This window comes from Verrucomicrobium sp. BvORR106 (assembly GCF_000739655.1).
Classification (GTDB): Bacteria; Verrucomicrobiota; Verrucomicrobiia; order Verrucomicrobiales; family Verrucomicrobiaceae; genus Verrucomicrobium.
In genome coordinates this window covers 170,602-188,938 of the sequence record NZ_BATR01000164.1, presented here as the reverse complement: position 1 = coordinate 188,938, position 18,337 = coordinate 170,602, and the positions used below count along the sequence as shown (strand labels likewise).

At 62.0% G+C, this 18,337-nt stretch carries 8 protein-coding genes; 7 read left to right on the top strand and 1 reads right to left on the bottom strand.

Annotation, left to right across the window (positions count from 1 at the left end; translation table 11 throughout):
• The 7 genes from BV106_RS29960 to BV106_RS29930 all read left to right on the top strand — a co-directional run bounded on the left by BV106_RS29960 (position 1) and on the right by BV106_RS29930 (position 17,287).
• Positions 1 to 8,022, top strand: a complete 8,022-nt coding sequence (locus BV106_RS29960) for an autotransporter-associated beta strand repeat-containing protein (protein ID WP_038170957.1) — start codon at positions 1 to 3, stop codon at positions 8,020 to 8,022.
• Positions 8,019 to 8,477, top strand: coding sequence for a hypothetical protein (locus BV106_RS29955; RefSeq protein WP_038170955.1), 459 nt, complete (start codon positions 8,019 to 8,021; stop codon positions 8,475 to 8,477). Before BV106_RS29960 ends, BV106_RS29955 begins: the two co-directional genes overlap by 4 nt.
• Positions 8,478 to 8,583: 106 nt before the next feature.
• Positions 8,584 to 12,561, top strand: coding sequence for an autotransporter-associated beta strand repeat-containing protein (locus BV106_RS29950; protein WP_081892446.1), 3,978 nt, complete (start codon positions 8,584 to 8,586; stop codon positions 12,559 to 12,561).
• Positions 12,562 to 12,608: 47 nt separating this feature from the next.
• Complete coding sequence (locus BV106_RS36475) at positions 12,609 to 13,238, top strand: prepilin-type N-terminal cleavage/methylation domain-containing protein (RefSeq protein ID WP_265596215.1); 630 nt, start codon at positions 12,609 to 12,611, stop codon at positions 13,236 to 13,238.
• Positions 13,235 to 13,693: a prepilin-type N-terminal cleavage/methylation domain-containing protein gene (locus tag BV106_RS29940; protein ID WP_038170952.1), complete on the top strand. Its 459-nt coding sequence runs from the start codon at positions 13,235 to 13,237 to the stop codon at positions 13,691 to 13,693. The genes BV106_RS36475 and BV106_RS29940 overlap by 4 nt, the downstream gene beginning before the upstream one ends.
• Positions 13,668 to 14,591, top strand: a complete 924-nt coding sequence (locus BV106_RS29935; RefSeq protein ID WP_265596214.1) for a prepilin-type N-terminal cleavage/methylation domain-containing protein — start codon at positions 13,668 to 13,670, stop codon at positions 14,589 to 14,591. The genes BV106_RS29940 and BV106_RS29935 overlap by 26 nt, the downstream gene beginning before the upstream one ends.
• Complete coding sequence (locus BV106_RS29930; protein ID WP_038170949.1) at positions 14,588 to 17,287, top strand: hypothetical protein; 2,700 nt, start codon at positions 14,588 to 14,590, stop codon at positions 17,285 to 17,287. The genes BV106_RS29935 and BV106_RS29930 overlap by 4 nt, the downstream gene beginning before the upstream one ends.
• A gap of 4 nt (positions 17,288 to 17,291) precedes the next feature.
• On the opposite strand, the gene BV106_RS38970 is transcribed toward BV106_RS29930, so the two are convergent.
• Positions 17,292 to 18,278 (bottom strand): metallophosphoesterase, encoded by a 987-nt coding sequence (locus BV106_RS38970; RefSeq protein ID WP_063768024.1) that lies wholly within the window; start codon positions 18,276 to 18,278, stop codon positions 17,292 to 17,294.
• Positions 18,279 to 18,337: the final 59 nt, after the last annotated feature.

Here is an 18,337-nt window from a genome sequence, read left to right as displayed (position 1 = left end):
ATGAAGTTGCGCCCCCTCATCCATCGACTGCTGTGTCCTGTTGTCACGGCCTGCCTACTCAGTTGCGGCGTGAGTACGCTGCGCGCCCAGTCCACCTGGGATGCCGGAGGATCGGCCACGAACTTGAACTGGAGCACGCTGCTAAACTGGAGCACGGATGCCACCGTCTCAGGGGTGGCGGTGACCTTTGGTTCCGCTGGTCTAGCTGCAGCGGGCACGACGTCGAGCATCGTGGACACGAGCCTGAGCATCACCTCGCTCACGTTCAACTATACCAGCACCACGACGCAACACACCCTCCAGATCAACTCGGGAGTGACCCTGACTGAGACCGGAGCCTTTACCTTGGGGTACGCAGGCACGGGGACGACCAAACTCACAGTGACCGGAACGGGCTCGTGGTTGATCAATGCTGCGAGCAGCAACTTCACCGTGGCCAACACCAGCAGCTCGGTGGGCTCGACGACCAATACGCTGACGTTGGACATGTCGGGCCTGTCCACCTTCTCCGCGACGGTGAGCCAGTTCAACTTGGGGACGGGTAACGATCAAGGGCCGTTTCAGGTTTCGCTGGCCAAGTCCAGCACCATTGCGGCCGCCACCATGCGCATCGGGGGTGCTGCTGGAACAGGCACGACCACGGGGAGCAATTTGCTGCTGGGGCAGACCACTGTCATCAATGCCGGCACCATCATGCTGGCGACCGGTCGTACGAGCGCGACCATGAAGTTCCAAACCGGGCTCACCTCACCCACATTGAAAATTCGTGACCAGGCCGGCACGGGCCGGGCCAACCTGATCATTGGGAGCAATGCTGCCACCACCGTGTATGCCTCCGTCCAGGGGGGCTCATCGTCTCCATCGGGAGTTCTGGACCTCACGGGCGGCACGGTGGACTTTCTGCTCAATGATCTGGTGTTGGGCCTTGCCCAGACAGCCGATAACGGCAACGGGGTTGGCTATGGCCTGGGGACGATGACGTTCAATTCGGGAACGATCGATGCGACCAACGTGGTGCTCGGGAGGACCATGGACATTAGCTCCACTTCCGCAACTTCCAACACTGCCGGGACCAATGCGACGGCCACCCATGCCACGCTCAACATGCAGGGGGGGACGTTGTTGGCGGGGACGATTGTGATCGCTGAGAACCAGGACAGCAGCGCCAACAACACCAGCACCAGCGGCATCTACACCCGCAACCCCAACAGCAAAGGGGTCTTCAATCTCTCCGGTGGGGCGGCGACTGTTACCGGTGATGTCGTGCTGGGGACCCACACCTCCGCCACACCGGGCTCCGGCTATGCGGACGCAACTCTCAACATCACCGGCGGCTCCCTCACGGTGGGAGGCAATCTGACGGAAGGCGCAACAGGAAATAACATCAGTACGCTGGTCCTCAATGGTGGAACGCTTGACCTGACCGCGGGCTACATCAATGTGGACACTTTCACCGCCCAGAGCGGCACCTTGAAAAACGTGCTGGAGATCTACAACGGCGCGCTCACCGTGGGAACCTGGACGAAGTCAGGCACGGGCACGCTCATTCTGGATGGCTCCAACACGTTCACGGCGGCCACATTGATTTCTGCCGGGGTGCTTCAGGTGGGGACTGGCGGTACGACGGGGACATTGGGCGGCGGGAAGGTGACGGTCGGTGCCTCGGGGACCCTCACTTTCAACCGGAGTGACGACTACACCGTGGCCAATCTGATCGAGGGCTCGGGCAAGGTGAAGAAGTCTGGCTCCGGGAGGACTTTCATCACCGGGACCAACACGCTCAGCGGCTCGACCGTGGAGGTTAGTGAGGGCACTCTGGTGGTCACCAATGCGGCCGGTCTCGGCGCCAGTCCCGCCATCAGCGTGGCCTCGGGAGCCGGGCTCTATTTCATCACTCCCGGCACCACGGGAGCCACGCTGAACACGGCTGCCAGCCTCACTCTCGTGTCCGGAAGCAAGATCGGCGTGGGGATCGGTGACACTCTGGCGACCAGTGCGCTCACCGCTTCCGGGTTGGTTCGCCTGAATGTGTTTGCGAAGGTGGGTTTGTCGCCGGATGGCACTTACACCTTCCTCACCTCCAGCTCAGGTGGCATCACCAATGCGACCTATGATCTCAAGTTTTACGGTCTCTCCAATGCGCTGCTCACCTCGGTAACGACCACCAGCACCTCCATCACGGGCACCTTCATGAGCGTGGGGGCGGAGAACCTCACGGCCATGTATTGGGTGGGGGGCATGACGGGTGAAGAGACAGTGTGGGCGGTATCGAACGGTCTGCTTACCGGCGGGCAGAGCAACTGGTCCTTCGACCGTGGGGGACAGTATGTTTATGGCATCGTGCCAGGAGAGACCACGGACGTCATCTTTGCGGCCAATGGGGCCAACACCACCTACATGCAAAACACCACGCTGGGCTATGACATGCGCATCCGGACGTTGTCAGTGGACGGGCAGGCCAGTGGCAGCGCAGGGACCAGTGCCGTGGTGGTGAATGACTCGCTCTATTCCCTGACGCTGACGGGTGGGGACTCCAGCACCTCCACGCCCACGATCTATGTGAGCTATCTCACCGGTGGCCTCACGCTCAATAACGATGTCGTGCTGGAGTCAGCACTCCCGCTTCTGACAGTGGGGATGACGGACGGCACCCAGCTGGGGCTCGGCACCTTGACCATCTCCGGCGAGTTGAGCGGCAACGCGTTCACCAAACGCGGCGCGGGCACTCTGACGCTTTCCGGCACCACGGCGAACACATTTGTCGGCACCACCAAGATCGAGCAAGGGACTTTGATCTTGGGCAAAACCGCTGGAGTCACAGCGGTGTCGGGATCGGAGTTGTTCATTGGCGAATCCACGCTTTCCGCAACGGGGCTCTATGCCTCGGTCGTGCTGAATGCGGATCAGCAGATTGCAGATGGCGTGGATGTCACCATCTACACCGGAAGCAAGCTGGACCTCAATGGGCACAACGAAGCCATCGGGGCTCTCGCTGGCGCAGGCTCGGTCACCAGCAATGCGGTGGGCACTGGGACTCTGACCGTGGGATCAGGGGGAGAGAGTTCCACCTTCAGCGGTGTGATCTCCAATGGCACCACCACCGGGACGATGATCACTGCATTGACCAAGACTGGGGCAGGTACGCTGACATTGAGCGGGGCGAACACCTACACCGGTCTTACCAGCATCCTGCAGGGAACACTTCTTTACGGTGCAAGCAACGTCATCAATACCGGGGCGGTCACCGTGAATGGCTCCACGGCTGTCTGGGATCTGAATGGATATTCAGACACGGTGGGGCAGGTGACCGTTGCGGGTGGGGGGCAGATCGTTGGCACTGGCTCCTCCATCACCAGCACCTCCACCTATCTCATGCAGAGCGGCACGGTCAGCGTGGTGCTGGCTGGCACCGCTGGCCTGACCAAGTCCACCGACGGCCTGGTCATCCTGTCAGGAAGCAACACCTACACCGGGGCCACGGTGGTGAGCGGCGGCGTGAACAGTATCCTGCGTATCACCAACGGTGCGGCGCTGGGCAGCACCACGGGCACGACCACGATCTCCGGCAACACGGGACAGCTCTCTCGGCTGGAACTGGCCGGCGACATTGTGGTGAATGAGAACGTCACCCTGGAGGCCCGGCAGAGTGATGGGATTGCCGCGGCTGCTATCAGCAACTACAGCGGCAACAACGTCTGGGCGGGCACCATCACGTTCACCACGGGTGGCAGCTACTACAACCTCGCTTCAGAGTCCGGCACACTCACCATCACCGGGCAGATCTCCGGCGGTGCCACTACGGGCACCGGCAGGTATCTACAGCTCTTCGGTGCCAGCGAGGGCATCATCAGCGGTTCCATCATCAATGGCACTGGTGGAGCCTCAGTGAATGTGGTGAAGTCCGGCTCCGGGACATGGACGCTTTCCGGCGTAAACAGCTACACCGGTTCCACCGCGGTGAATGCGGGCATCCTGCGGGCAACCAACAAGAACGCGCTGGGCAGTACCTCGTCACTGAGTGTGGCGAATGGCGCCACCTTCCAGTATCAGACGGGGGCGACGGGCAACACCCTCACGGTCGGAACTTTGAGTCTCGCCACCGGAAGCAAGCTGGGGGTTGAGTTGGGTAGCGCGATCGCCTCCACAGGGGCGGCGACGACGACCGGTTCGATCACCCTGGACGTGAACGGCGTGTCGGGCTTCACCTACCTGACGCAGCAGTACAACGTGATCACGGCGGCCAGCGGCTTGAACAATGCGACTTACACGCTGGGCAAGCTCTACAACATCACCAACTTCAAGATCAACAGTCTTGGCGTCACCAGTACGGCGGTCTACCTGGATGTGACGGCGGCAGCCGAGCTTTCCGTGGCGTATTGGAAGGGTGGCTTCAGCGCCTCCGATGGAGCGGTCTGGGCCATCACGGATGGCAGCACCAAGAGCAACTGGGCCTCGGATGCCGCGGGCACCGACACCTCGCTGACCCCTGGGGCGGACACGCAGCTCATCTTCTCGGCCACTGGCGCGGTGCAGCAGGCGGCACCCATGACGCTCGGGTTCAGCATGAAGGTCGGCTCGCTGACCTTCAACACCAGTGATGCGGTGTGGCTCCAGGATCTGAATGATTCCCTGACGCTGAACCGGGCGGCCGCCATCACTGTCAATTCTGGGGCTGGGCAGGTCACTCTCGATACGAGTGTGATCTTCAACAACGCGGCGGCCGTTGTGAGTGTGGCCTCTGGCGGTCAGCTCTACCTGACGCGAGTGCGGGGCAACGCCTTCACCAAGACCGGAAGCGGCACGCTGACCCTCTCCGGGAACCTGGCCAATGACTTCACCGGTACGCTCAAGGTGTATGGCGGCACGGTGTACCTGGCCAAGACGGCGGGTCTGGCAGCGGTGTCGGGCAACTTGGAAGTGGGGGATGCTTCGGGCTCCACGGCCCTGGTGCAGCTCTCCGCCTCGGAGCAAATTGTCAACACCTCCGACGTTATCGTGAACAGCGGAGGAACGCTGGATCTCTACGGGTTCAATGAAACGATTGACGGCCTCAACGGCTCCGGGGTGGTGATCAGCAACAGCGCTGCGGCCACGCTGACGGTGGGCTCCGGCAATGAGGCCAGCGCCGTCTTCAGCGGGGTGTTGAAAAATGGAACGTCGGGATCCGTCCTCTCACTGGTGAAGACTGGAACGGGGACGCAGACGCTTTCAGGCAAAAGCACCTACACAGGCACCACTGCCATCAACCAGGGAACGCTGATCATCGGCACCACAAATGCCCTTCCCACCACCGGGGCGGTGACGATTGGATCGGGCACCACGGTGGGCCGCCTGGAGCTCAACAGCTACAGCCAGACAGTGGACAGCCTCGTCTTCACCAGCAACACCGCCACGGCCAATGAGGTCGTGATTGGCAAAGGGCAAAAGCTCTCCATCACCGGCACCACGGGGCTGGACCTCGGCACGGGCGCGTCCAATGCAGCCATGACGACCAATGCCACCTTCTCCGGTGGTGGGGCCTTGGTGGTCAGCAACACCAGCGCCAATCTGGAGCTGGGCATTGCCTATGCCACGATCAACTCCGGCTCCACCCATGCGGCCGCGCTCAACCTCGCGGCGCTGGGATCGTTTGTGGCGAATGTGAACGAGCTGCGGCTGGGCTACGGGTCACTCACAACCGGCACGTTGACGCTGTCCAACACCTACAACTCCATCACGGCCACCACCACCCATGTGGGCAGCAGTGCGGGGTCCAATGCGGGGACGGTGAGCACCCTCTACTTCGGCACAGGAACCAACATCCTGAAGACGGACACGCTCAACATCGGCGTGTCGAAGGCATTGGGCACCGTGGTCGCTTCCGCCAGCGGTGGTCGCGTCACCATTGGCGGGAAGACGGGCAGCACCACCACCATCACCGTGGGCAGCACCGCGGGCACGGGCACCGCCAGCACCCCGACCGGCATCCTCGATCTGCGGGGCATGACGGCCACGGTCACCGCAGGTGTCTTGACCATTGGCAAGCGAGATGGCACGGATGCCGGCGGTGCTACGGGCACGGTGTACTTTGACGGCGGTACGTTCACCGCGAACTCCGTGGTGATGGCGGCCAAGACCAATGCGGGAACGGGGGCGGCGACGGCCACGCTGAACATCAGCAACGGTGTCTTCACCGTGAATTCGGGAGGAACATTTACCCTGGCCTCCCAGTCCGGATCAGGAACTGCCAGCGGCACTCTGAACATCACCGGTGGCAAGTTGGTGACCAATGTGGACATCAAAGACGGCGGCGGTACGGCGACCTCCACTATCAACCTCATTGTTGGCACCCTGGACATGACCGGGCACAACATTGGCGATGCGACCAACAACATTGATGCGGTGAACCTGCTGGCGGGCACGCTCAAAAACGTGGCCCAGATCAATGGCGGGGCCACCGCTCTGACCAAGACCGGCACTGGAACTCTCTACCTGGCTGGAACCAACAGCTACACCGGGGCGACGGTGGCCAGTGCAGGAACGCTCTGGGCCCGCAGCAACACGGCCCTTCAGGGGACCGCCTCGCTCACGGTCAAATCCGGAGCATCCTTTCGGTACACCTCGGGAGTTATTGGAAACAATCTCACGTTGAAGTCCGGCGCGACTCTGACTCTGGAGAGCGGATCCACTGTTGGTGTGGAGCTGGGGAACCGCATCATCGTCCAGGGAGCGGCCAGCACCACCGGCTCCGTGACGCTGGATGTGTTTGGCGTTGCGGGCGCGACGTACACGGCCGGGCAGTACACGGTGATCTCGGCCACGAGCGGGCTCAGTGGGGCCAGCTATGCGCTGGGGAACTACTACAACATGTCTGGCTACACCGTGACCGGTGTGGGATCGAGCAGCACGGAGGTCTGGCTCAATGTGGCCACGGCCGCCGCGCTCACCGAGGCCTACTGGAAGGGTGGCTACAGCGGTGGGGCGAATGTCTGGGCCATTTCCAATGGCAATTCGACCAGCAACTGGACCACTGACAGCGCTGGCACGGGCGCGACGGGGCAGGTGGCGGGTGCGAACACCAAGGTGATCTTCTCCGCCACCGGTGCGACCAACCAGACCGACATGCGGCTGGGGGCGGATATGGCGGTGGGCAGTCTGGAGTTCAATAACACCACTGCCGCAGCTCTGAACGACCTGGACAACAAGCTGACTGTAAACGGTGCCAGTGCGGTGTCGGTGACCAGCACCGGGGCCGTGACTCTGAACACGAACCTGGTCCTGGCCAACTCCCAGGCGACGGTGAATGTGGCCAATGCCGCTGGGGTGCTGAACCTGCTGGGCACCGTCACGGGTAATGGGCTCAAGAAGACCGGATCCGGCCGGCTGGCGGTATCTGGCACTCAGTCCTTCTCCGGCAGTGTGCTGCTGAATGCGGGTACGACTTACTTTGGCGGTACCACGACCGTGAACTCGTTGACCTTGGCTGCGGGCGCGCGGTTGGAGGGCAGTGGCACGGTGACGAGCGTTGCTGGCATGACGATTGGCGGGACTCTCGCGGTAGGGGATGAGTCGCTCAGCTCTGCTGTGGCCAGCACGTTGACGCTGGCAAGTGGCTCCGGAACGTTGACCTTCCAGACGGGCAGTGTGATCACGCTGGATCTGGTGAATGGCGCGGGCACCGGGGGCGGGGAGTCGGATGTTCTGGTCGTCTCCGGCACATTGGTGATTGGATCGAACGTGTCTCTCCAGGTCGAGACGAACAACATGACCACCTGGGCGATAGGGGACACCTGGCAGCTTATCGACTGGACGGGGCTCACCTCGCGGACCGGCACCTTCGTGACCACGGAACTCGATTCCGCTCTCTCAGGGACCGGCTTGTCCTGGGACTACAGCAATCTCTACACCACGGGCGTCATCACTCTGTCGGCGGTGCCCGAGCCCTCCAGGGCGGGACTCGTCCTTCTTGCCCTGGGAGTGATGGTGGTGCGCAGAAGGAAGCGGTCCGGTCCCACGGGCCTGAAATACGGGAAACAACCATGAAACGATCCCTGCGGCGTCTGATCCGGCGGATGGGTTTCTCCGAGGTGGCCCTCGGAGATCCCCTTCTAGTGAAGCGGCTGGATGGCCTGGGGCGGCAGCTAAGTGGTCAGTTGCGGGACTATGTGGAGCGAGTCATTCCTTCCGCCAGTCTTGATCTGGGGGAGATGATGATCCTGGGAGGTGAGGCCTTTCTTGAGGCCAATGTCCTGCACGATCCAGGCAGTCGTGTGGCGGTGCTGGGTTTCTGGACCCTGGCCACCCTGTCCGGGGGGGATATCTATGTCTATGATCAGGAAGAGGAGCGTGTCCGAATGGTGGATCCCTGCCAGCTCCATTCGTTGATCTCCAGTACGGGTGTTGCTCTTACCCGTAGCAGCATTGAGTCCCTGGTGCTGGATCCTGGCGAAGAGCTGGATGAGTTCATGGAAAGCCTCGCTGATCTCTATGCCTGCTAATCTGGCGGTAATTTGAACTTACTAAGTCTTGACGCGCAACCAGGACGCCGCATCGCGGTTTAGATGGGATAGCGCGGCTGGAACCCCTGAACCCAAACGCACAGCCATGACCACACTGACCATTGCCCGTTTTTTGCATGCGGGTTATATGAAATATTTGTCGATGCTGCTGCTGGCTGCGCCTGTGGTCGAGGGGGCGTCCAGCCTGACCTGGGATGTGGGCACCTCCACGGCAGGCGTGCAGGATGGGAGTGGCACATGGTCAGCGGGAGGGGCGAACTGGCTGGACACCACCAGCTCCAGCAACACCACCTGGCCCTCCGGGGCTGCTGGTTCTTCCGTGATTGCCGTGTTCGGCAACGGCACCACCGGCCCAACCAGCGCATCCAAGACGGTGACGGTCTCGGGTACCGTTCAGGTGGGGGGATTGCTTTTTAATCCCGGTACAAACACGGCCGCCTATGCCTTTACCGGCGGCACCATTGCGCTGGCAGATGGTGCGTGGATTTCCATTGGCAATGGGGCCACCTCGGCGGATGGGAACAAGCGTCTGCTCTTCAACTCGGTGTTGTCCGGGAACAACATCACGATTGCCAAGACCGTCAGTACGGACACTACCCAGACGCTGGCGACCATTCAACTCTATGGGGCCAACACCTGGACCGGTACCCTGACGCTGCTGGATCAGGTGAACAACACCACAGACGGTCTCTTTGTGCAGGCGTATGCAACGGCACTCAACAGTCTGAGCAAGATCGTCGTGGGAGACCGCGTCACGCTGGCGGTGTCTGACACGGGCACCATCACGGTGCCTATGGAGATCGGCGTTGGCACCGGCACCCGTGGTGCCATTCGCTTTGATGCGTCCGGCACGCTGGCTGGCAGCCTGACCCTGCGTTCCAGTGCGGCCATCTCTATCAACGCCACCAACATTACCGGGACCATCTCCGGCAACATTGGCGAATCAGGCGGGAGCCGGTCGCTTACCATCAACAGCAGCGGGGTGGCCGGGACGCTGGTGCTCAGTGGCAACAACACCTTCACCGGTGGAGTGATCCTCACTATAGGCACGCTCAAGCTGGGGAGCGCCGGAGCATTGAATACCGCAAACCCCAATCTGGTGACCTTCGGTCCCACGACGGCTTCCTCCAGCACGAAGGTCCTTCAACTGAACGGCAACAGCGTGGCCGTGGCGGGATTGACGCTGGGGAATACGGGCTCCACGAACAACTATGTGGAAAACAACAGCATCACGGCAGCCTCGCTGACCCTCGAGGCACGCAGCAGCTACACCTTCAGCGGCGTTCTGAGAGACGGAGACGCGGGCGGCAAGTTGTCTCTCATCAAGACTGGGACCGCGACGCAGACACTGACCGGGGCCAGTACCTATACTGGCAGCACGACGGTCGCCGCCGGTACGCTGGCTCTGAATTTTTCCTCCACCGTCAGCAACATCATCAACAACACTGCGAACAGCTCCTCGCTGATCATGAAGGGCGGCACGCTGAGCCTGGCGGGGGGCACCACCGCGGCCAATAGCCAGCGGTTCAACGGGCTCACCCTGTCAGTTGGCGGTTCGACCATCAGCCTGACCAAGAGCAGCACCACTCCCCAGGATTTGCTGCTCTCCCTGGGCGCGATCACTTACAGTGGCGGCACCGTCAACTTTGTCCTCCCGGCGGGGGAGGCAAGCAGCACCAATGGCATCACCACCAGCAGCGTGAATGATGCCACCGGCATCCTGGGCGCATGGGCCACGGTGAACGGCACGGACTGGGCGGCGGTGAATGGTTCAGGAAACATCGTGGCCTACACCGGGTACACCACTGTGACCTCCTACAGCTCCGGAGCGGGGGCAGTGGGGCCCATTCCAGACAGCGCCTCTGCCAACATCAAGATCGTGGACGGCGGCACCAGCGGCAGCGTGGTCCTGGCCGATGCCACGGGAATGACGGACATCAACACGCTCGTATCTGCGGCCACCACCGCCACCATCGTCGACATCAATGACAACTCCGACGCCCAGCAGGGGACCTTGAGGCTGGGTCAGGTGGGAGGCATCATGCTGGTGGATGGGGCGGGGGCGCTCACCATCGGCACGACCGCCCACAATGGGGGAAGCCTCACGGCGGGAGGCTCGGCGGACAATGCCGCGGGCACCCTCATTTTCTACAACTACTCCTCCACCAATGCCATCACGGTGAATGTGGCCATCACCAACAACGGCACTGGCGTGGTGAATCTCGTCAAGAACGGGAGCGGCACCCTGGTGCTGGCTAATACAAACAACACCTATAGCGGTGGGACGACGTTCAATGCCGGCACCGTGCTCATTTCCGGCGATGGCAGTCTGGGGCTGGCGCCTATCGCAGTGCAGGCTGCGAATCTCACTTTCAACGGCGGGACACTCCAGATTGCTGTGAACACGGTGCTCAACAGCAATCGAGGCATCACGCTCCTTGCGGGTGGAGGGACGTTGAGTACGGGAGTGGCCACTCTCACCTACGGAGGCATCATTTCTGGCGAGGGTGATTTGAAGAAAACAGGCGGCACCTCCAGCACCGGCATACTGACTCTGAGCGGAGCCAATACCTACACGGGTGAGACGACGGTGAGCCAGGGGATCCTGGTGGTGGCGAACAATCTGGCCCTCGGATCTGCCGATGGCGGCACCACGGTGGCGGACGGGGCCATCCTTCGATTGAGTGATGGCATTGTCGTCCAAGGGGAGACGCTCACCATCAACGGCAATGGCAGCAACTACGGGGCGCTGAACCTGACCGGTGGCGCCAGTGCCGCCGCCACGGCTGCGGCAACCTGGGCGGGAGACATCTTGATTGGCACGGCGAACTCCCGGATCGGCGTGAACAATTACGGGACTCTCACCCTCAGTGGCGTCATCAGAGATGGTGCGGCCAACTCGGTGGCCTTCTCCTCCAGCGGGGCGGGAGGCACGGTGGTGGTCAGCGGCGCGAACACCTACACGGGATCGACCTCGATCATTCGCGGCACGCTGAAGCTGGGGGCGACGAACAGCCTGCCTTCCACCACGGTGCTGACGGTTTATTCCGCGAACTCGGTCACGGAGACCACCGCATTCGATCTGGCCGGGTACAACCAGACCATTGCCGGACTGGCCAGTGTGGTCCCGGCCGGGGCCAGTGACGTGGTGGCGGTGACGAACTCCAACAGTGCCACCCTCTCCATGCTCACGATCAATCAGAGCACGGCGCAGATCTACTATGGCCGCATCACCGGGAATCTGGCACTGGTGAAGACGGGAAGCGGCACCCTCACCCTGGCCAATACTTACAACACCACAACGCCCACCGCGACCACCAGCACCTACACGGGCAAGACCACCATCAGCGGGGGCACCCTCGCGCTTTCGGGCACGGGCAACATCGACGGCACTCCCTGGATCCAGATCGACAGCGGTGCTGTCTTCAGCGTCAGTGGCCGCACCTCTGGCAACTACACGCTGACCAACAAGACGCTGAGTGGCACTGGGAGTGTCACCGGCAGTCTTATCATCAGCGGCACAAGCGTCATCCGGCCCGGCGCCACGGTGGGCACGGATGTCGTGGCCAATGCGGGAGCGGGCATTGGGACACTCACGGTGAATGGCGATCTGACGCTCAGTGCCGGGGCCACCCGCGTGGTGTTGCAGTTGGGCGGCACCCAGAGCAACCTTTCGGGAGGGAGCGCAGCGAGCTACTCGACAGCAGCTTCAGGCGGGCTCTATGACAGCATCGTGGTCAGTGGCACGCTGAATCTGGAGCAGACAGGCGTGATCAAGGTGGAACTGGCCTCCGGATACGCTGTGCAATGGGGCGATGTCTTCAACCTCGTGGATTGGACGACGCTGGACAGCAACACGGGCAACGTCTCAGACTATCTCGACCTGTCGTCTGTGGCGGATCTGGGCAATGGCTGGTATTTCAACACGGATCTCTTTCTCACGGACGGCATCATCTACGTGGTGCCCGAGCCCTCCCGGGCTGTGCTCATTCTGCTGGCCCTGGCCTGCACAACCAGCCGGCGTCGCCGGACATCTTCTCAGCGAGGAGGCATGAAGTCATGAATATTGGGAACAGGATCCACGGTCACAACAGCGGTTCAAGGCATCACGTGGGGTTTACCCTTGTGGAGATGCTCATGGTGATGGCTGTCATGGCCTCCATTCTGGCCATGGGAGGGCTTGGCGTAGGCAGGGCGTTGCGCTCCATGACGCTGACCAATGCCGGAAACAAGGTGACCCGGCTTATCGAGGCGGCCCGACAGCAGGCGATCACCAAAAACACGCTGAACGCCGTGGTTCTGATGAAGTCTCTTGGCACCGAGGTCGATGCCCGGGCCTTTACCGTGCTGGAGTACACCGTGGCCGGGGGCTGGCGTCAGATCCGTGAGTGGGAGGTATTGCCAGACGGCATTGTTGTGGACGTGGGGGCCACGGGGACGGATGCCTCCTTCTTCTCCAATGGACCCCAGCCGTTTCCTTTTGCGGATGCCAGCCGCCCGGGCGCGCCCGTGGCGTACGGGTCCAACTCCAGTCTACCGGCGGGCACCTATGCCGCCCGGATCTTTTTGCCCGGTGGTGGGCTGCTGAATCCGGATGATGCGGCCCAGTTCCGCTTGGTGGAGGGCACTGTGTCTGGCGGCAAGGTGCAGTTCAGCCAGGCGGAAAGAGGGGTTCCTTCAAACTACTATCGTGTCGTGCTCCTGGGCACCACCGGCAAAACCAAGGTGGAACGGCCATGAAATGCCTGCCAACAACCGGGCGCCGCAATGGCTTCAGCCTCGTGGAGGTCGCCCTTGCCATTGCCATCATCGGCTTCTCCCTGCTGGCGGTGGTGGGATTGCTGCCGCCCTTGATGAAGACGGAGCGGGACAGCGGGTTCAACTCCCTCCTCCCCAGGATGGTGTCGGTCGCGGTGGGGGAATTACGCTCCCGCACCTTTCCCTCCAGTCTGACTGAGACGGTCGAGTTCCGCTTCAACGAATCGGGCACCGTGGCTGCAGGGGATGAGCAGGCGCTCTACCTCTGCCATGTGACCTTCAGCCAGATACCGACGCCCACCTCAACGGCTGCGGCGAAGGGGGGCATCCCTGATGTGGGAACAGATGCCTGTCTGGCCACCTTGAAATGGACCTTCAACCTGGAGCCGGGGCGTGCCCCGCAGATCATCCATGTCTCCCTCGCAAAAGAGAAATAACCTGTCTGCTTTCACGCTGGTGGAGGTGATGGTGGCCTCGGCGGTGCTGAGCCTCATCGTCGTGCTGCTGGTGCAGGTGGCCGGCATGGTGAGCAACACCTGGTCACAGGGCAACGGCCGCACTGAGCGCACCCAGAACGGTCGTGCGCTGGTGGACTTCATTGGCCGGGATCTGCGCTCGGCGGCGCTTCCTGTGGACTCCCGCTCTACTGGAGCCACACCGGATCTGCAATTTGTGGTCAATCCCGCGGGTGTGCCCGCCCAGTACCGGCAGCCGCAGGCGGTGTTCTGGCAGGCACCGCTCGCCACCTCCACGGTTCACGGAAACATGGCTGAGATTGGCTACTTCGTCCGCTGGGATGAATCATCCAGCACACCGCGGGCCTCCCTGTGCCGGATCTTTCTGAATCCCGGAGCGAGCGACCATCTGGTGTACAGCCAGCTCTCCTGGATGACGGAGGCGGTGTTGAACTCTTCCGCCCCGGCAGACGTCGCCAGTTCCTACCGGGGGCTGTTTGCGGAGAATGTCATTGGTCTGTGGGTGCGCTGTCTGGATGCCTCTGGCAATCCCATCACCCAGACGGGTGTGGGCTCAGGGGGATATGATTCCCGCGTGGGATACGTCGATCAGGTTCATGAGTCCACGGGCACGGTTGCCAGCATCACTCGCGCCGCTCCGGTGCTGCCCACGGCGGTGGAGGTGTCTGTGGTGGTTCTGGATACACGATCCGCCTCACTGCTCACGGCCGCCACGGCGTCAACCATCAAGGCCGTTGTCGCCCAGAGCGCCACGGCGGCGGACTGTGTGGAGACTCTCCAGGCGAACGCCAGCCTGAGCCGGGTGATAGGGGGCATGTCCTCCCAGACTCTGAAAGTTCACTTGGAGAACGCACCATGAAGACCCTCTTTCCTCCCCGTCATCCGTATGGCCGCACCCGTCACGGCATGGCGTTGGTGATCACGGTCATCATTCTCGCCCTCATCACCATCATGGTGCTGGGGTTTGCCGACATGGTGAGAAACGAGACCGCCGCTTCCGGTGCTCATCTGGACCGGGCCCGAGCTCAGGGGTACTCCCAGATGGGGGTGAACATGGTCACCGGTGTCCTGCGCAATCATACCACGGATGGCACCAAGGTCTGGGCGAGTCAGCCCGGGGCCCTGATCCTGCCGGTGGAGACGGCCAGCGGATCCTCCTTGATCCGCCTGGGCCGCCGGCTGCCGTTGCACTCGGGTTTGCCCGGATCGGCGGCGCTTGCCTTGGCGGCAGATGATCCGCTGGCCCCGGCCAACCTCAATGTCCAGACCTTCAATGACCAGAGTCCAGTGACTCACGTCATCACTGACCAGCAGACGGACCCCAATGACAGCACGAGCCCGGTGGCGACTCTGCCCCTGCGCTGGATCTATGTGCGACAGGACGGCACGCTGGAGGAGTCTGAGTCACCTGTGTTGACGAATTCCGCGAACCCCATTGTGGGCCGCTTTGCCTGGTGGGCCGACGCTGAGTCCAGCAAGATCAACATCAACACGGCCTGGAAGCGCAACGGCTCCAGCGGCGGAACCGGAGTGAAGAGCCCCTTCACCACCAGTCACCCTGCCAGCATCAATCTCCTGTCCCTCACCAACTATGGCATGACCGTGGACATGGTGGACCGGATGCACGCGGCGATCGCACCGGACCCTTACGACTTCAGCACCGTGAAGCGGTTCTTCAACTCCACCCGGGAACTGCGGAATCTCGACGATGGGGCGGGCAGTTTCACCACGGTGTTGAACCGCGCCAAGTTCGAGATCACCCATTACAATCACGAGCCAGACACCACGTTTTTCAACGAACCACGGATTGTCCTCACCACCGACAAGACCAAGGCGGCGGGCCGACCCTTCATTGACATCAAAAAGGATGGGGCGACGGAGATCTGGGATCCCATTGCCCACACGGATGCCACCAAGCTGGCGGACACGATCGATCTGCTCAACTCCTACCTCAAGCGGACGGACTGGCCCGTGGCCCCAGACTCCAACTTCCAGGCCAAGTACTATGCCAACAAGCCCGAGCGGCTCACCCAGCTCTCGCTTAACATCATCAACTATGTCCGCTCCAAGGAGTCGGTAGGGGAGAGTGTGACCAAGGCGGTGGTGCCCCTGCGTGGCGAGCAGGCAGCGGGTGGTCGCTTCCAGCTCATGGAGGTCGCTACTTCTGACATCGCTTTCATTGGCATTACCCGCTCACCCAAGATCACAGAGATGGGCTTGTGGGTGGCAGCCTCTGCCAGCAGCGGCACCACCTACCAGGCCAAGTACAAACTGGAGGTTCATCTGCCCAAGAACTTCGGACTGGACCAGATCGACCTCACGAAGCTCAACCTTTTTCTTTCCGCCTCCGGCACTGGTCTGAGTGGTTCACCGACAGAAACCGCGATCACTGCGGCGGAGATTGAGGGGGGCAATGCGATCCTGACTGCAGGCGGCTACGCCAGCATCACCCGCACCTCCACGGCGACCCTGACCGGCACGCGGCCGACCACAGTGAGTCTGCGGTATGCGATCTCCCGCACCCGAAGGCTTGATGTGGCCCCACTGGGTACGGCCGCCTCCTGCACGCTGGACGGCACCGGGGTGGCCGAGAAGGACATCCACTCGATCGAGGTGGACGATCCGCGGGTGAACACGCATCGCAATGACTGGAAGAAGCGCGACTACGGAAACAGCTTCGGCAAAGAGAACGATGGCACAGTGGGCGGAGTGGCCATTCGCACGCTGGGAAAGGCAACGACCACGACTCCCAAACAGGACACGAATGCCAGTGGCGTGATCACCGATACCAGCCTCTACATGCCAGCCCCGGCGGGCTCTACGGGGAACGCGAGTGGCCAGGTCGATTCTGTGGGTGAGCTGGGCTACATTCATACGGGAATGGAGAGCGGTGCCGGAGCCGGGGTGCCCTGGCGCACGCTCCACCTTCAGCCCAATGAAGATGCGGCCACGATGGTGCCCGACTGGGCTTTTATGGATTTGTTCACGGTGCCGGTGGATGTGCCGGATCGCGCCAAAGGCATGTTTGCTCCGCATTCCACCAGCACGGCGGGTCGCATCAACATCAACTCCCAGGTCCAGCCGTATGGCGATGCCTTGCAGGTCTCTTCGCCTCTGGAGCGTTCCTTGCCGCTGGTGGCCCTGCTGGCCGGGGTGGCGGCCCCCACTTCCACCAATAGCAGCGAGACCATCAGCATCGCCAAGGCGCGTACGATCGCCAAGAACATCTACAACCGCACCCTCGCTGCCAAGGGCAAAAAGTATGGCTATGCCGATGCCTACGACTCACCCGGGGAGATCGTGGAGATTGCGGGGGTGGCGGACGGGGGTGAGGAGAGCGAAGCGGTGGTTCGAGGTATTGCGAACCTCGTCACCACCCGGGGCAGCGTCTTCATGGTGTACAGCATCGGCCAGGCGTTGAAACAGACGCGCAACGGCAATCTGGTGATCACGGCCGAGAGTCGCCAGCAAACGATGCTGGAGCGCTACGCGGATCCCTCCGCCACGGGCGTAACCCGGTTCCGCCGTCTGGAGTATCAGCCACTCACACCGTGAAGTCTCAAGCTGCGGCTCTCTCTTCCGCAGGGTAGTCGGTCTGCACGAAGTTGGCAGCGTCCAGAGCGGCTTCTCCATTCCAGCGATACGCGGTGAGCGGGCCGTCGAGCCCGGCTCCGTAGTCCAGGCAGGCGAGGTTGGGCGCCAGCGGCGCTTTGGGGCCTGCCGGGGGCATCCAGTAATGCCCGAAGAAGACCGGAGGTGCCTCCGCCGGGTAATTCGGGAGAAGGCGCAGGTCCTCCTCCTGGACGGGCATGTCGCCCACCAGGGTGCCCGGTGGCATGGCGAGCTCCGCCAGCTTGGTCAGGCCCTTCAGATTCCACCAGCGGGTGCGCATGTTCCGCCGCTCGATGCCCTTCTTGTCGAGGAAGGCCAGATTCTGAGGCAGGGCCAGTTCGGGTCCCTTGGCGAGGATCTCCATGGCGGTATGCGCCTCCGTGGTGCGGTTTCCGCAGGCGAGGAGAAATTCGGGATCGCGCAGGGTATGATGGGCCACGCGTTCCAACAGGGCATCATCCCAGCAGGCGTGGATGGCCCGGCACTTTCCCAGATCCAACGCGAGAGGGAGACCTTTCATCCAGTGCAAGTGACCGGTCAGTTCTTCCTCGTACCCAGCGAAAGCACGGTGAGTGGCCTCGCCCTGGCGCAGGTTCTCTTTCGTCCGCGGGCGCAGCCATCCTCCCTGCTGGTCAGGAGTGTGCAGAAGGATGAAGTTGTATTCGTGATTGCCCAGAATACAGAATGCAGCGTCCGCCTCCACCATGGTCCTGACCCGGCGGACCAGTCCGCGGACGTCTGGCCCACGATCCAGCAGATCACCCAGGAACACCGGGATCCTCCCTTCCGGATGGCGGTGGATGCCGTTGCGCTCTTCATAGCCCAGCTTGTGCAACAGTTGCAGCAGCTTGCCATGCTGGCCGTGGATGTCGCCAATGAAGTCGTAGCCTGCGTGATGAAGGGGAGGGCACTGGAGGAGAAGTTCGTGTTTCATGACGAACTCAAAGTGCATTCTGAAAACACAATGTTGTAGTGAGGATAATGCAGGATATA

Coding starts and splice junctions, on each gene's coding strand:
- BV106_RS29950 (WP_081892446.1), top strand. CDS start 8,584: ATGACCACACTGACCATTGCCCGTTTTTTGCATGCGGGTTATATGAAA.
- BV106_RS29940 (WP_038170952.1), top strand. CDS start 13,235: ATGAAATGCCTGCCAACAACCGGGCGCCGCAATGGCTTCAGCCTCGTG.
- BV106_RS29935 (WP_265596214.1), top strand. CDS start 13,668: ATGTCTCCCTCGCAAAAGAGAAATAACCTGTCTGCTTTCACGCTGGTG.
- BV106_RS29955 (WP_038170955.1), top strand. CDS start 8,019: ATGAAACGATCCCTGCGGCGTCTGATCCGGCGGATGGGTTTCTCCGAG.
- BV106_RS29960 (WP_038170957.1), top strand. CDS start 1: ATGAAGTTGCGCCCCCTCATCCATCGACTGCTGTGTCCTGTTGTCACG.
- BV106_RS38970 (WP_063768024.1), bottom strand. CDS start 18,278: ATGAAACACGAACTTCTCCTCCAGTGCCCTCCCCTTCATCACGCAGGC.
- BV106_RS29930 (WP_038170949.1), top strand. CDS start 14,588: ATGAAGACCCTCTTTCCTCCCCGTCATCCGTATGGCCGCACCCGTCAC.